15 protein-coding genes are annotated in these 13,532 nt (G+C 71.9%); 13 read left to right on the forward strand and 2 right to left on the reverse strand.

The window, feature by feature from the left end:
• The first annotated feature begins 58 nt into the window (after window positions 1-58).
• Entirely contained in the window at window positions 59-1,468 is a 1,410-nt protein-coding gene (locus HUV60_RS26655; protein ID WP_257849739.1) for a hypothetical protein, read from the forward strand.
• A gap of 100 nt (window positions 1,469-1,568) precedes the next feature.
• Here the strand turns inward: HUV60_RS26655 and HUV60_RS26660 are convergent, their stop codons facing one another.
• Window positions 1,569-1,982, reverse strand: a complete 414-nt coding sequence (locus HUV60_RS26660; protein WP_257849740.1) for a VOC family protein — start codon at window positions 1,980-1,982, stop codon at window positions 1,569-1,571.
• A 250-nt stretch (window positions 1,983-2,232) separates the two neighbouring features.
• Between HUV60_RS26660 and HUV60_RS26665 the strand changes: the two genes are divergently transcribed.
• The 3 genes from HUV60_RS26665 to HUV60_RS26675 all read left to right on the forward strand — a co-directional run bounded on the left by HUV60_RS26665 (window position 2,233) and on the right by HUV60_RS26675 (window position 5,374).
• A complete protein-coding gene (locus tag HUV60_RS26665; protein WP_257849741.1) occupies window positions 2,233-3,831 on the forward strand; it encodes an ABC-F family ATP-binding cassette domain-containing protein in 1,599 nt (532 codons plus the stop codon).
• A 371-nt stretch (window positions 3,832-4,202) separates the two neighbouring features.
• Window positions 4,203-4,424, forward strand: coding sequence for a helix-turn-helix domain-containing protein (locus HUV60_RS26670; protein WP_018567695.1), 222 nt, complete (start codon window positions 4,203-4,205; stop codon window positions 4,422-4,424).
• 146 nt (window positions 4,425-4,570) lie between these two features.
• Window positions 4,571-5,374: an enoyl-CoA hydratase/isomerase family protein gene (locus HUV60_RS26675; protein ID WP_257849742.1), complete on the forward strand. Its 804-nt coding sequence runs from the start codon at window positions 4,571-4,573 to the stop codon at window positions 5,372-5,374.
• Between the two features lie 25 nt (window positions 5,375-5,399).
• On the opposite strand, the gene HUV60_RS26680 is transcribed toward HUV60_RS26675, so the two are convergent.
• Window positions 5,400-6,203, reverse strand: coding sequence for a nucleopolyhedrovirus P10 family protein (locus HUV60_RS26680; RefSeq protein WP_257849743.1), 804 nt, complete (start codon window positions 6,201-6,203; stop codon window positions 5,400-5,402).
• A gap of 89 nt (window positions 6,204-6,292) precedes the next feature.
• On the opposite strand from HUV60_RS26680, the gene HUV60_RS26685 reads away from it, so the two are divergent.
• The 9 genes from HUV60_RS26685 to HUV60_RS26725 all read left to right on the forward strand — a co-directional run bounded on the left by HUV60_RS26685 (window position 6,293) and on the right by HUV60_RS26725 (window position 13,504).
• Window positions 6,293-6,787 carry an Asp23/Gls24 family envelope stress response protein gene (locus HUV60_RS26685; protein WP_257850270.1) on the forward strand — a complete coding sequence of 165 codons (495 nt, stop codon included), beginning with the start codon at window positions 6,293-6,295 and terminating at the stop codon, window positions 6,785-6,787.
• 79 nt (window positions 6,788-6,866) lie between these two features.
• Window positions 6,867-7,052 (forward strand): hypothetical protein, encoded by a 186-nt coding sequence (locus HUV60_RS26690; protein WP_257849744.1) that lies wholly within the window; start codon window positions 6,867-6,869, stop codon window positions 7,050-7,052.
• A complete protein-coding gene (locus tag HUV60_RS26695) occupies window positions 7,049-7,444 on the forward strand; it encodes a hypothetical protein (protein ID WP_257849745.1) in 396 nt (131 codons plus the stop codon). Before HUV60_RS26690 ends, HUV60_RS26695 begins: the two co-directional genes overlap by 4 nt.
• Window positions 7,441-8,079, forward strand: coding sequence for a DUF6286 domain-containing protein (locus HUV60_RS26700; RefSeq protein ID WP_257849746.1), 639 nt, complete (start codon window positions 7,441-7,443; stop codon window positions 8,077-8,079). The genes HUV60_RS26695 and HUV60_RS26700 overlap by 4 nt, the downstream gene beginning before the upstream one ends.
• The gene (gene amaP, locus HUV60_RS26705; RefSeq protein WP_257849747.1) at window positions 8,076-8,654 is read left to right on the forward strand and encodes an alkaline shock response membrane anchor protein AmaP; all 579 of its coding nucleotides are present in this window, start codon (window positions 8,076-8,078) and stop codon (window positions 8,652-8,654) included. The genes HUV60_RS26700 and amaP overlap by 4 nt, the downstream gene beginning before the upstream one ends.
• A gap of 262 nt (window positions 8,655-8,916) precedes the next feature.
• Entirely contained in the window at window positions 8,917-9,837 is a 921-nt protein-coding gene (locus tag HUV60_RS26710; protein WP_062190722.1) for a ribokinase, read from the forward strand.
• On the forward strand, window positions 9,834-10,838 hold the full coding sequence (locus HUV60_RS26715; protein ID WP_257849748.1) for an ABC transporter permease: 1,005 nt from the start codon (window positions 9,834-9,836) through the stop codon (window positions 10,836-10,838). Before HUV60_RS26710 ends, HUV60_RS26715 begins: the two co-directional genes overlap by 4 nt.
• A 129-nt stretch (window positions 10,839-10,967) precedes the next feature.
• Window positions 10,968-11,987, forward strand: a complete 1,020-nt coding sequence (locus tag HUV60_RS26720) for a sugar ABC transporter substrate-binding protein (RefSeq protein WP_257849749.1) — start codon at window positions 10,968-10,970, stop codon at window positions 11,985-11,987.
• Window positions 11,984-13,504 (forward strand): sugar ABC transporter ATP-binding protein, encoded by a 1,521-nt coding sequence (locus HUV60_RS26725; protein ID WP_257849751.1) that lies wholly within the window; start codon window positions 11,984-11,986, stop codon window positions 13,502-13,504. Before HUV60_RS26720 ends, HUV60_RS26725 begins: the two co-directional genes overlap by 4 nt.
• Window positions 13,505-13,532: the final 28 nt, after the last annotated feature.

A 13,532-nucleotide genomic window follows, 5' to 3' on the forward strand; every position in this document is an offset into this window, starting at 1 on the left:
GCGCGACTCCAGGCTTCGACTTGTCCGCCCGCGACCCCTGGCCGCTGCCCCCAGGGCAATGAACCAGCAGCGCTCGCGCCGCCCCGCGCCGCGCCCGCCGGAAGGCACACCGGCCCCTGCGGAGCTGGCCCGAATGGCGCGCTCCCGTCTGGCCGGTGCGGCCCGCGTCGCCCGCTGGGCCGACGCGGCCCTGGGCCCCGGCCGGGGCAGTGCCACCGCCGCCGGCCAGGCGATCCTCTCCGACACGACCGCCGAATGGGCGGCCGACGACCTGGGCCTGACTTCGGTTCAGGTCCGCGCCGACTGGGACACGGCCCGGCTCGCCGGCCTGGTCGAGGTACACGGCGACATCGCGCGCCCCGGCTGGCGGCTGCGCGCCTGGAACCGCGACGACAGCGCCGTGCTGCGCGGCTGGGTCGCTCTGTTCGACGCCTGGTCGCTCGCCCACCCGGAGCCCGAGGGCCATGAGCCCACCGCCGTGGGTGAGGTCGTCTCGGCCATGCCGCAGGTGCTCTCCTTCCTCCAGCTGTCGGCCGGCCCGGTTCCCGTCCCGCAGCTTCTCGACCTCCTGCAGCAGCGGGTCACCGAACTGCGCACGGAACGCTGCGAGGTCGACTACGGGCCCCGCTCCCCCGACCCCGCCCACCCCGAGCCCCAGCTCAGAGCGGCGGCGGCGCCCACCTCCGCCCCCACCGGGCCGGGTGCCGACGAGGCCCCGCTCGCCCCGCTCGCCCCGCTCGCCCCGCTCGCCCCGCTCGCCCCGCTCCTCGACTGGGCCCTGCGCGCCCTCGCCGCCGTGGGCGCTCTCACCTACGGAGAGGGACAGGCCACCCTCACCCCGCTCGGCAGCTGGGCGGTCTGGGTCAAGCTGGAGCAGATCTGTGTCGCCGCCCAGAGCCCCGCCGGGAACATCGAGCAGGGCGCCGAGGACATGCTCCGCGGCTGCGCCCAACTACGCCCCAACGCCGCCCGCGCCGAGTACCGCGCCTGGCTCGCCGCCCGCCCGGTGGGCAGCGCCGTCACCGAACTGCTCGACGCCGCCCGCGGTGAGGACGCCCTGCTGCGCGGCCTCGCCTTCGAGGCGCTGCGGGTCGTCGGCGCCCCCGCCGAACCCGAGGTCCGCACCGTCCACGACGAGCCGACCCTGCGGCCCTACGCCCTGCTGTGGCTCGCCGAGCACGAGGGCGCCGACCCCGAGGACGCCCACGGGGTCCTCACCCGGTCGGAGGCCACCTGGCTGTGGGTGGACACCGCCGCCGCGGTCGCCGACCACGGGGAGGCTCCGCTGCTGGTACGGCATCTGGAGTCCGCGGTCCAGCCCACGGTCCCCGCGCTGCTGAACGAGGTGCGTGCCGTCGGACACCCGCGCACCGTCCAGGTCCTGGTCGCCCTGGCCGCCGCACACCCCGATCCGGCCCTGGCCAAAGCCGTCCGCCGGGCCGCCTTCCAGGTGCACACCGGAAGCTGATCCGGCCCCCCCGCACGACCCGCAGGACCGCCCGCCCGCGCGGTCCTGCGGGCCGCCCCGACGCCTCCCACCCCTCAGCGCGGCCCTTCCCGCTCCTCGCTCACGCCCCCGTCTCGGGGGCGTACGTGCCGAAGCTCCAGATGTTGCCCTCGACATCGCGGGCCATGTAGTCCCGCGAGCCGTAGTCCTGGTCCGTCGGGGGCATCAGGATCTCCGCGCCCTGCTCCACCGCCCGCCGGTGATGCGCGTCCACGTCGTCCACGACGACGTGGACCCCGGCCGGGCCCGAGCCCTCCATCGCCTTGTCGAACGCGCTGCCGGTGCCCTTGGACCCCAGCATCACCGCGCCGTTGCCCTGCACCAGCTCGGCGTGGGCCACTCCGCCGCCCCCGTCCTCGTACACCGACAGTTCGGTGAACCCGAAGGCCTCGGTGAGCTGCCGGATCGCCGCCTTGGCGTCCGCGTACAGCAGGGTCGGAAAGACGCGCGGACGACCGCCGCCCGTGCCTGCCATGGTCATCACCCCTCGTGTTCCACAACCGGACAATCACCGGAAGATCGCCGGAAATTCGACCTGTCACCCAGTCTGGCACCCCCACCGACAACGCCCCCGGCCCGGAGGACCGCCCGCACCGCACATCCGCGGGCCGGAAAAGAGGTTGCGCGGCCCCGTTAGAATGGCTCCCATGGCCATTCTCCTCGCGCATTAGACGGCGGGAACGCCCTCAGCCGCCCACCGCCACCCAACGCCCTGGAGCCTGTCCGTGATCTCCGCCTCCGGCATCGAGCTGCGCGCCGGTGCCCGTGTCCTCATCGAGAGCGCCACCTTCCGTATCGCCAAGGGCGACCGCATCGGCCTGGTCGGCCGCAACGGCGCCGGCAAGACCACCCTCACCAAGGTCCTCGCCGGCCAGGGCGTCCCCGCCGCCGGCAACGTCACCCGCTCCGGTGAGGTCGGCTACCTCCCCCAGGACCCCCGCACCGGCGACCTCGACGTGCTCGCTCGCGACCGCGTCCTGTCCGCCCGCGGCCTGGACACCCTGATCCGCAAGATGCGCGAGAACGAGCAGCGGATCGCCAACGGCCAGGGCAGCACCCGCGACAAGGCACTGAGGCAGTACGAGCGCCAGGAGACCGAGTTCCTCACCAAGGGCGGGTACGCCGCCGAGGCCGAGGCCGCCACCATCGCCGCCGCGCTGAACCTGCCCGACCGGGTGCTCGGCCAGCCGCTGCACACGCTCTCCGGCGGTCAGCGCCGCCGTATCGAGCTGGCCCGCATCCTGTTCTCCGACGCGGACACACTGCTGCTCGACGAGCCGACCAACCACCTCGACGCCGACTCGATCGTCTGGCTGCGCGACTACCTCAAGACCTACCGTGGCGGCTTCGTCGTGATCTCCCACGACGTGGACCTGGTCGAGACGGTCGTCAACAAGGTGTTCTACCTGGACGCCAACCGCTCCACGATCGACATCTACAACATGGGCTGGAAGCTCTACCAGCAACAGCGCGAGGCCGACGAGAAGCGCCGCAGGCGCGAGCGGCAGAACGCCGAGAAGAAGGCCGCCGCCCTCAACGCCCAGGCCGACAAGATGCGAGCCAAGGCCACCAAGACCGTCGCCGCGCAGAACATGGCCCGCCGCGCGGAGCGCCTGCTGTCCGGCCTCGAAGGCGTCCGCCAGGCCGACAAGGTCGCCAAGCTGCGCTTCCCCGACCCGTCCCCCTGCGGCAGGACCCCGCTGACCGCCGAGGGCCTGTCGAAGTCGTACGGCTCGCTCGAGATCTTCACCGATGTCGACCTGGCCATCGACAAGGGCTCCCGCGTCGTCATCCTCGGTCTCAACGGCGCAGGCAAGACCACCCTGCTGCGCCTCCTGGGCGGAGTGGAACAGCCCGACACCGGCACGGTCGTACCCGGCCACGGGCTCAAGCTCGGCTACTACGCGCAGGAGCACGAGACCCTCGACCGGGACCGCACGGTGCTGGAGAACATGCGCTCCGCCGCGCCCGACATGGATCTCGTCGAGGTCCGCAAGGTGCTCGGCTCGTTCCTGTTCTCCGGTGACGACGTCGACAAGCCCGCCGGTGTCCTCTCCGGCGGCGAGAAGACCCGCCTGGCGCTCGCGACCCTCGTGGTCTCCTCGGCGAACGTGCTCCTCCTCGACGAGCCCACCAACAACCTCGACCCGGCCAGCCGTGAGGAGATCCTCGGCGCGCTGCGCACCTACAAGGGCGCCGTCGTCCTGGTCACACACGACGAGGGCGCCGTCGAGGCGCTCCAGCCGGAGCGGATCATCCTGCTGCCGGACGGCATCGAGGACCTGTGGGGTGCCGACTACGCGGACCTCGTCGCCCTCGCCTGAGCGGCCCCGTGCCGCGGGGCCTCCGGCGCGGACCGGTCGCCGGCGTGATCCACCGCGTATGGATCATTCGGCCCATCGGTGATCCATCATTCGTGTGAGATCTCCTCGTACCCAGGTGTGTCCTGCACCGGCGTCGCGGCCGAGCTCCTGATCGTCCGGGGCTCGGCCGCGTCACCGCTCTGACCTGGCACTTCACGGCGGAACCCGTCCGGTGGTGTGGGCGACACATCGTGGAATGTGTCATTCCGTATGTGGGGATGCGCTCCTGTCGTCACAACCTTGTCGCACGGACCTTGCCGAATGGGTGGCCATCGGGCCCCGGAGGGGTGATCATGAGGGGACCAGAGCGCACTTCCCATGAGGAGGCACGGGTGGCCGAGACTCTGAAGAAGGGCAGCCGGGTGACCGGCGCCGCGCGCGACAAGCTCGCGGCAGACCTGAAGAAGAAGTACGACGCCGGTGCGAGCATCCGGGCGTTGGCCGAGGAGACTGGCCGCTCGTATGGCTTTGTGCACCGCATGCTCAGTGAGTCGGGCGTCACGCTCCGAGGGCGTGGCGGGGCGACCCGGGGCAAGAAGGCCGCTTCGGCCTGACTCCCGGGCGCCCCGATCCGAGGTGGCCACCCGGTCGGCCGACCGGCCGGGCGGGTGGTTACTGTGCAGTCACTCAGTTGTGCCGCAGGGCGGGCCCGGTCCCGCCGTGCGGTACGGAGGACGACCGCACCCATCGGAGGCGCTCCATGGCTTCGCCCGCCCAGGATCTTGGTCCCGTGCTCGACAAGGACGGCGTACGGCTCACCGTCGACGATGCGATCGCCACGGTGACGCTGACCAACCCGGCCAAGCGCAACGCGCAGAGCCCCGCTCTGTGGCGCGCGCTGACCGAGGCGGGCCGGCTGTTGCCGGGATCCGTGCGTGTCGTGGTGCTCCGTGGCGAGGGCAAGTCCTTCTCCGCCGGGCTCGACCGGCAGATGCTCACCCTCGAGGGCATAGAGGGTGATCCGTCGTTCGTCGAGATGGCGCGCGGCAGCGAGGCCGACCTCGACGCGACCATCGCCGCGTACCAGGAGGCGTTCACCTGGTGGCGGCGCAGCGACATCGTGTCCGTCGCGGCCGTGCAGGGACATGCCATCGGGGCCGGTTTCCAGCTGGCCCTCGCCTGCGATCTGCGGATCGTCGCCGACGACGTCCAGTTCGCCATGCGCGAGACCAGCCTGGGACTCGTCCCGGACCTGACCGGCACGCATCCACTGGTCGGGCTCGTCGGGTACGCCCGCGCGCTGGAGATCTGCGTGACCGGGCGGTTCGTCACGGCCGAGGAGGCCGTGCACACCGGACTCGCCAACATCGCCGTGCCCGGCGGCGAACTGGACGCAGCGGTACGGGACCTCACGGCGGCGCTGCTCGCCGCGCCCCGGGACGCCGTGATCGAGACGAAGGCGCTGCTGAGCGGGGCCGTGGCGCGTACGTACGAGGAGCAGCGAGTCGCCGAGCGCGCGGCCCAGGGCCGCCGGCTGAGGGACCTGACCGGTCTCGGCGAATGAGCAGCCCGTGACGCTCCGGCCGGCGTCAGTCGACCGCCGTGACCAGGACCGCCACTGTCGGGCGATCCGGCAGGGCGGCCGACACCGCCGAGCGGACCGCGTGGGCCACGTCCAGTGCCCGGTGGTCCGCCCCGACGGCGAGGTCCACGCGCGCGTGCCGGCCGGCCAGGGAGACGGTGGCGGGCGCCTGCGGTGACGATGTCAGGTGCACCGCGCGGCCGAGCACACCCGTCAGCCGGGAGACCCCCGGTGAGGCGAGTGCGGCAGCGGCGACCCGGCCCTCGTCGGACCCACCGGACGCCGGGAGACCGGAAGGGGCACCGGCTCCGCCCCCGGACGGAGCACCGGTCGGTCCGGTGGCCGGTTCGTCGGCTTCCGCCCCGCCCTCCGCCGCGGGGCCCGCCTCCGGGCCCGTCGCCGTCCCGGCCTCCGCGTCCAGCAGTTCGGTCACCCGCAGGTCGACCTCCGTCACCACCAGCCCGATCCGCTCCGCCGCGGCCCGCGACAACGCGGCCCGCAGCCGGTCCGCGGTCGCCGGCAGCGGCTCCACCGCCGTGGCCGCGAACCGGGCCGTCACACGCAGCGGGCCCGGCGGCAGGGCACTGGGCGGAGGCGGCACCACCGGCTCACCGGCATCCTTCGGGGCGGCGAGCGCGATCCGCAGACCGTCCAGGCGCACGTCCGGCTCGGCCCGCGCCACCGCGCGCCGCAGAACCTCCCCGGCGGCCCTCTCGGAGATCCACGCGCCGTCCCGCGGTCCGCCCAGCGGCAGAAGCCTGCCCAGCCCCAATTGCTGCCGCACTGCCCGAGTCCATCCGTCCGCCGTCATTCCCCCAGCCTGCCGTATCCATGGCGCGCCGCGCCGCATTGGCGCATACGGTGGTTCCCGTGGACGACGATCGGAAGGGACGTACGGCGATGAGCGACACCACGGACGGCGGCTCCACACGGGCCGCCGACCTCGAGAAGACCGGACCGGACACCTCCGCGGGCAGAGGGCCGGGAGCCCGGCGCGGCGGAGGCGACGCGGCCGGCCGCGGCCGCACCACGATCGCCGACGGTGTCGTGGAGAAGATCGCGGGCCTCGCCGCGCGGGACGTGTTCGGCGTGCACGCCATGGGCAGCGGTCTGTCCCGGACCTTCGGAGCCGTGCGCGACCGGGTGCCGGGCGGATCGAAATCGGTGACCCGCGGAGTGAAGGTCGAGGTCGGCGAGGTGCAGACCGCGCTCGACCTGGAGATCATCGTCGACTATGGCGTCTCCATCGTCGATGTCGCCAAAGCCGTACGGGAGAACGTCATCGCGGCGGTCGAGCGGATGACGGGCCTCGAGGTGGTCGAGGTCAACATCGCGGTGAGCGACGTGAAGCTGCCGGACGAGGAGGACGAGGAGTCGGAAAGCCGCCTCCAGTGAGGAACCGCGCGGTGAACGGGTGTCCCCGGCCGCGAGGACGGCGGACCGCTGGGGAGTTCGAGGAGCTGAGGAGCGCACCATGAGCATGGCCGTGGCCGGCATGATCGCCGGCATGGCACTGGGCTTCGCCGGATACTTCGGCGGATTCGGTGCCTTCCTGCTGGTGGCGGCCCTGGGCGCCATCGGTTTCGTCGTCGGGCGGTTCCTCGAGGGGGACCTGGAGTTCGGCGACTTCTTCCGTACCCGTGACAATCGGCGGCGATGACACCCGTGGGAGCGGTACGCACGGGGGAGGCCGAAGCCGGGGGTGCCCCGGCCGTCGTGGAGCCGCGTGAGCGCGGTGCGACCAGGATCGCCGACCGGGTGGTCGCGAAGATCGCCTCCCAGGCGGCCCGCGAGGCGGTCGGACCGCTGCCCCCGGACGCCGAGCCGCCGTACTCCACGGTCGTCGTTCACCACGACGACACCGCGCGGGTCCGCGTCCATGTCGAACTCGGCTACCCCGGTGACATCGGCGGCCGGTGCGGAGAGGTGCGCCGGCAGGTGGTCGCGCGGGTGTCCACACTGGCGGGCATGCAGGTGCCGGAGGTCGTCGTCCAGGTGGAGCGGCTGCACATGGCGGCGGCCCTCGACACGGCCCAGGGGAGGACCCGATGAGCGGACCCGGTCCTGCCGAGGAGGCCACGGGCACCGTCCTGGAGAAGCCACCGCCGCCCGAGCCGGACGACTCCGCGGGCACCGGTCCCCGGCGCTTCTGGTCGGCCCGCAGAATTCCCGCCGGCCTGCTCGCGCTGCTGCTCCTGGTGATCGTCGCCGCGTTCCTGTACGACATCGCCGCGGTGCGCGCCGACCGGCCCGTGACGAGCTGGCGCCGGGAACTCGCCGGCCAGCTGGCCGGGCGGCCCCTGGACGACTTCTGGGTACTGCTGGGCGCCGGAATCGCCGCCCTCCTGGGGCTCTGGCTGCTCCTGCTGGCCCTCACCCCCGGGCTGAGGTTCCTGCTCCCGATGCGCCGCACCCACCCCGACGTCCGCGCCGGCCTCGACCGGGACGCGGCGGTGACGGTACTGCGGGACCGGGCCGTCGATGTCGCCGGGGTGCGGTCGGTACGAGTGCGGGTGACCCGTAAGCGGGCCGACGTCCGCGCAGTGTCGCATTTCCGTGAACTGGACGAGGTGCGGGCCGACCTGCGTGCGGTGCTCGCCGACGCGGTCAGGGGCATGGCGCTGTCCCGGCCGCCGGTGCTGGCGGTACGGGTACGGCGTCCCGGCCGGAAGGAGGGAGGGCGGTGACCAGAGTCGTCAACCGTGTCCTGCTCGGGATCGTGGGACTGCTCCTCGTGGCCCTCGGCGGGTCCGTACTGGCCGTCGGACTGGGAGCACCGGCGCCGTCCTGGTGGCTGCACGACGGACGGCACGACGTGCTGCTGGACGAGGCCGAGCGGACCCGGTGGCGGGACGCGGGCTGGTGGTGGCCGGTCGTGATCGCCGCCCTCGTGGTCCTCCTCCTGCTCCTGCTGTGGTGGCTGGTCGCGGTGGTGCGCCGACGACGGCTCGCCGAGGTGTTCGTCGCCACCGGCGACGGCGACGAAGCGGTGCTGCGCGGCCGGGCGCTGGAGACCGTACTGGCCCATGAGGCGGGCCGGCTGGACGGGGTCGGACAGGCCCACGTACGGCTGACCCGCCGCCGCGGTCTCCCGCGGACCCGTGTCCGCCTGCTCCTGGAACCCCATGCCGACCCCGGCACCGTGCTGGACGGGTTCACCACCGGAGCCCTGACCCACGCCCGCGAGTCGACGGGCCTTGGCACCCTCCCGGCCGAGGTCCGCCTCCGGTCCGTCAAACACCGCCCGGAACGGGTCAGCTGAGCGCTCCGGCGGATTCCGTGGTGCCTCGTGCGGGTGAGGGATGCCCGGGTACGCCGCGTGCACCCGGTCGGAGTGCCGCAGGCGGGGTGGGCCGGTCGATGGCGTTCGCCGGACCTCACTGACGTCCGCCGCAGCCCACGGACGGCTTCACCCTCCCCCGATGTTGGCTCAAAAGTCACTTTTCCTTAGTCGTTGACTATGGACATCACTATGCATACGCTCCTTCATGTTCAGGGTTGTCCCTATGCAATGAGGTGGGTGCATGGTCAAGGTTGCGGTTGTCGGAAGCTATGGGGCCGGGCTGACCATGCGGTTGCCCAGGTCGCCCGCCGCAGGCGAGACCGTCTCGGGTGGGGTGTTTTCCCCCGGCCCCGGGGGAAAAGGAAGCAACCAGGCCATCGGTGCCGCCCGACTCGGCGCAGAGGTCTCCCTGGTGACCGCCGTCGGCGATGACGACTTCGGGCGGGCCGCTCGCGCACTGTGGCGGGAGGAAGGTGTCGCGGCGGACCGTGTCCTGACGGCCGAAGCCCCGACGATGGTCGGATTCATCCTGGTCGAGCCATCCGGGGAGAACCGCATCAGCATCGCCCCCGGTGCCCTGGACGAACTGGACGCGGCCGCCGTGGAGTCCTTCCGCGCCGAGATCGCCGCCGCCGACATCCTCGTGGTCTCCATGGAGATCCCCGAGGCGGCCGTGGCCGCGGCACTGCGCGCGGGCCGCGACGCGGGAACCCCGACTCTGCTCAACCCGGCACCCGCCCGCCGGCTGCCCGACGACCTCTGGCCGCTGATCGACGTGATCACCCCCAACCAGACCGAGGCTCCCGTGCTCCTCGGACTCCAGGAGGGGCACGGGCAGGACGACGAGGAACTGGCGCGCCGTCTGTGCGCGCTCACCGGCGGTGCCGCGGTCCTGACCCGGGGAGACCAGGGAGCACTCGTCGTACAGGCGGGCGTCACGACACGGATTCCGCCGCACCCGGCCAGGACCGTCGTCGACACCACCGGCGCGGGCGACTCCTTCACCGCCGCACTCGCCGTCACCCTCGCCGAGGGGCGCTCCCTCACCGAGGCGGCGCGCCTCGCCGGGGTCGCCGGCGCCCATGCCGTGACCATCGCCGGGGTCGTTCCCGCACTGCCGACCCGAGACCAGCTGAATGCCCTGATTGGAACCGACCGATGACCACGACCACCGCGTCCGCGCAGCGGGAGTTCGCACTTCCCCTGCGCAGAATGCTGCACGCCCGTGAAGCCGGTGTCTTCGCCGCCCTCGTCCTGCTCTTCGTGCTGGGCAGCGTCCTCTCGCCGAGCTTCGCCCAGTCCGACAACCTGCTCTCGGTGGGTCAACAGGTCTCCCAGATGGGCATCATGGCCATCGGCGTGACCTTCGTGATCCTCAACGGAGAGATCGACCTGTCCGTCGGTTCCACCTACGCCCTGTCGGCGATCTCGACCGGCATCCTGATCTCGGACGGGTGGAGCTGGGTCTGGGCGGCACTCGTCGGTCTCGCTGTCGGCGCGGTGGCGGGACTGCTCAACGGCCTGGCGGTGGTCGTGCTCGGCGTGCCGTCGTTCATCGTCACCCTCGGCACGCTCAGCGTGTTCCGCGGTGTCGCGCTGCTCATCTCCGACGGCGCCCCGATCTCCCTCAGCTCCTCGCAGACGGGTGTCGCGGACTTCAACCTGCTGGGCCAGGGACTCCTGTTCGGCGTCATCCCGATGCAGTTCGTGTTCTTCGCCGTCATCGCCGTGGCCGGCGCGGTGCTGCTGTCCCGTTCCCGCTTCGGCTTCAACACCTACGCCGTCGGCGGAAACCAGGAGGCCGCCCGGCTCGTCGGCGTCAACGTCAAGCGGGTGAAGCTGACCGCGTTCGTCCTCTCCGGATTCACCGCCGCACTCGCGGGAGTCCTCGGCCTGTCCTTCCTGTCCTACGTCCAGGGCGTCACCGGGCAGGGCATGGAACTCACCGTGATCTCCGCGGTCATCATCGGCGGCGCGGCGTTGTTCGGCGGCTCCGGCACCATCTGGGGCACCGTCATCGGTGTCGCCTTCATCGGCCTGCTGCAGAACATCCTCAACGTCAAGGGGATCTCCTCCTTCTGGCAGACCGTCGTGACCGGACTGGTCATCGTCGCCGCAGTCGCCGCCGACACCTGGCAACGCCGGCGCAAGTCCCGCGCCTGACCGCCGCCTTCCTGTTCCGTCCAGACGCTCCCGACCGCACACACCCGACCGGCCGCACGGCCGTGGCCGCCACGGAGCGCCCCGGCGGATCGCCGTCCCCACCGACACCCTGCGACAAAGGAGTCTCCCGTGTCCTCTCGTCCCACCCTCAGAAGCCTCGTCGCCGTTGCCACCGCCACCACCGTTCTCGGCCTCACCGCCTGCGGCGCCGTCACCTCCACCGGCAGCGCGGCTTCCGACGGTGAGTTCAAGCTCGCCGCCCACGTTCAGCAGCGGATCGACGACGGCAAGCCGCTGCGGATCAAGCTCAGTTACCACGACCCGTCCCTGGCCTTCGCCACGCCCATCGGCGCGGGCATGAAGAAGGCGGGCGGGGAATTCGGTGTCGAGGCGAGCCTGATCGGGCCCACCGGCGGCGACGCGGCCAAGCAGGTCTCCGAGATCCAGACACTGCTGCAGCAGAAGGCCGTCGACGGCCTCGCCGTCTCCTCCGCGTCCAGCGATGCGCTCAAGCCCGTCATAGCCCAGGCCCACAAGGCCGGTGTCCCCGTCGTCTCCTTCAACACCGACAACCCGGACTCGGAACAGATGGGCTTCGTCGGCCAGGACCTCAAGGGTTCGGGCAAGGCACAGGCCGAGCGGCTCCGTGAGGACCTCGGCGCGGACGCCAAGGGCAAGGTCGTCGTCTTCTCGGTGGACACCGGGGCCGGCTGGTCCCACGACCGGTTCAGCGGATTCAAGCAGGGTCTGTCCGGGAGCGGCCTGGACGTCGTCGGCCCGGTCAACGTCGGAAACGAGCCCAGTGCCGCGTACAACACCGTCGAGTCCACGATGTCCGGACAGTCCGGCGTCGTCGCCATCGCGGGCCTCGACTGCTGTTCCACGACCGCCGCCGCCAAGTGGGTGGCGGGTGCGAAGAAGAAGGACACCATCACGGTCGGCGGTTTCGACCTGCTGCCGCAGACCGCTGAGTACCTCCGAAGCGGCGTGGTCGACTTCACGATCAGCCAGAACCCGGTCGAGCAGGGCTACCAGGCCGTCAAGGTGCTCCACGACTTCCTGGACGAGGGTACGGAGATCACCGGTGTGAACACCGGGGCCCAGTTCATCACCCGGGACAACCTCGGCGAAGCGACGGTGGAGAAGTGACCGCCGTGCCCGAGGCCCCCACGGCCGTCGAGGTACGCGGACTGTCCCGCAGCTTCGGCCCGGTGCGCGCCCTGTCCGACGTCTCCTTCGACGTCCCCGCCGGCGAGGTGACGGCGCTGCTCGGCGAGAACGGCGCGGGGAAGTCCACCCTGCTCAAGATCCTTGCCGGTCTCCAGCCGCCCAGCGGGGGCACCGTCACTGTCTTCGGAGAGCGGGTGACCTCCTTCGACCCCAGCACCATGCTCGACCGGCACGGCGTCGCGATCGTCCCCCAGGAGCTCTCGCTGCTTCCCGACCGCAGCGTCGCGGAGAACGTTCTGAGTGGTATGGAACCGGGACACCGGTGGTTCCCCTCCCGCAGCCGGATGACGGACCGCACCGCCGAGGTTCTGGCCCGCTTGGACCTGGCCGTGGACCCCGCCACACCCGTCGGGTCGCTGGACCTGGCAACCCAGCAGCTCGTCGTCGTGGCCCGGTCCGTCGCCCGGGGCTGCCGGGTCCTGATCCTGGACGAGCCGACCGCGATGCTCACTCCGGCCGAGGCCGAGCGACTGTTCACCCTGATGGCCGGCCTCAAGGAGGACGGCACCACCCTGTTGTACGTCTCCCACCGGATGCCGGAGGTCTTCCGGCTGGCCGATCGCATCGAAGTGCTGCGCGACGGTTCCCACGTCGCCTCCTGGCGGAACTCCGAGACAACTCCCGAACAGGCGGTCGCCGCCATGGTCGGCCGCCGCCTCGGCCACTTCGAGCGGCGCCCCGACCACCACCCCGACCCCGCCGTCACGCCCGCCCTGCGCGTGGACGGGCTGACCGGCCGCCGACACCGGGACGTGTCCCTGGAGATACGGCCCGGGGAGATCCTCGGTGTGGCCGGCCTGCCGGACTCCGGGCGGGTGGAGCTGCTGCACAACATCTTCGGCGGCGACCGCGGCACCGGTGGCTCGGTGGAACTCCTGGGCGAGCCCTACCAGCGACGCAACCCGATCGCCAGCGTCGGCCGCCGTCTGGCGTTCGTCCCCGGGGAGCGCCGCGCCCAGGGCCTGCTGACGACCATGAGCGTCGGTGACAACGTCGGCGCGCTGACCACGGAGCGGCTGAGCAGGTTCGGACTGCTCCACCGTCGGGCCCTCAACCGGCAGGCCACCGAACAGGCGCAGCGCATGCGGGTCAAGACCGCCACCATGGATCAGTCCATCACCAGCCTGTCCGGCGGCAACCAGCAGAAGGTGGTCCTCGGCCGCTGGCTGGCGATCGACCCGGCCGTGCTGATCCTCGACGAACCCACCCGCGGGGTGGACGTCGGAGCGAAGGCGGAGATCTACGAGCAGCTCTTCGCGCTCGCGGAGAAGGGCCTCGCGATTCTCTGCTCCTCCTCGGACCTGCCCGAACTGCTCACCCTGACCGACCGGATCGTGGTGATGAGCGAGGGCCGCGTCGCCGGCATCGTGCCGTCGGCCGAGGCGACCGAGGAATCGGTCATGACCCTGGCGACCGGAGCGGCGCCGGCCGCCTGACTCCCGTCCTCCTCACCCTGGAAAGGAA

Source organism: Streptomyces sp. KMM 9044 (assembly GCF_024701375.2).
Lineage (GTDB): Bacteria > Actinomycetota > Actinomycetes > Streptomycetales > Streptomycetaceae > Streptomyces.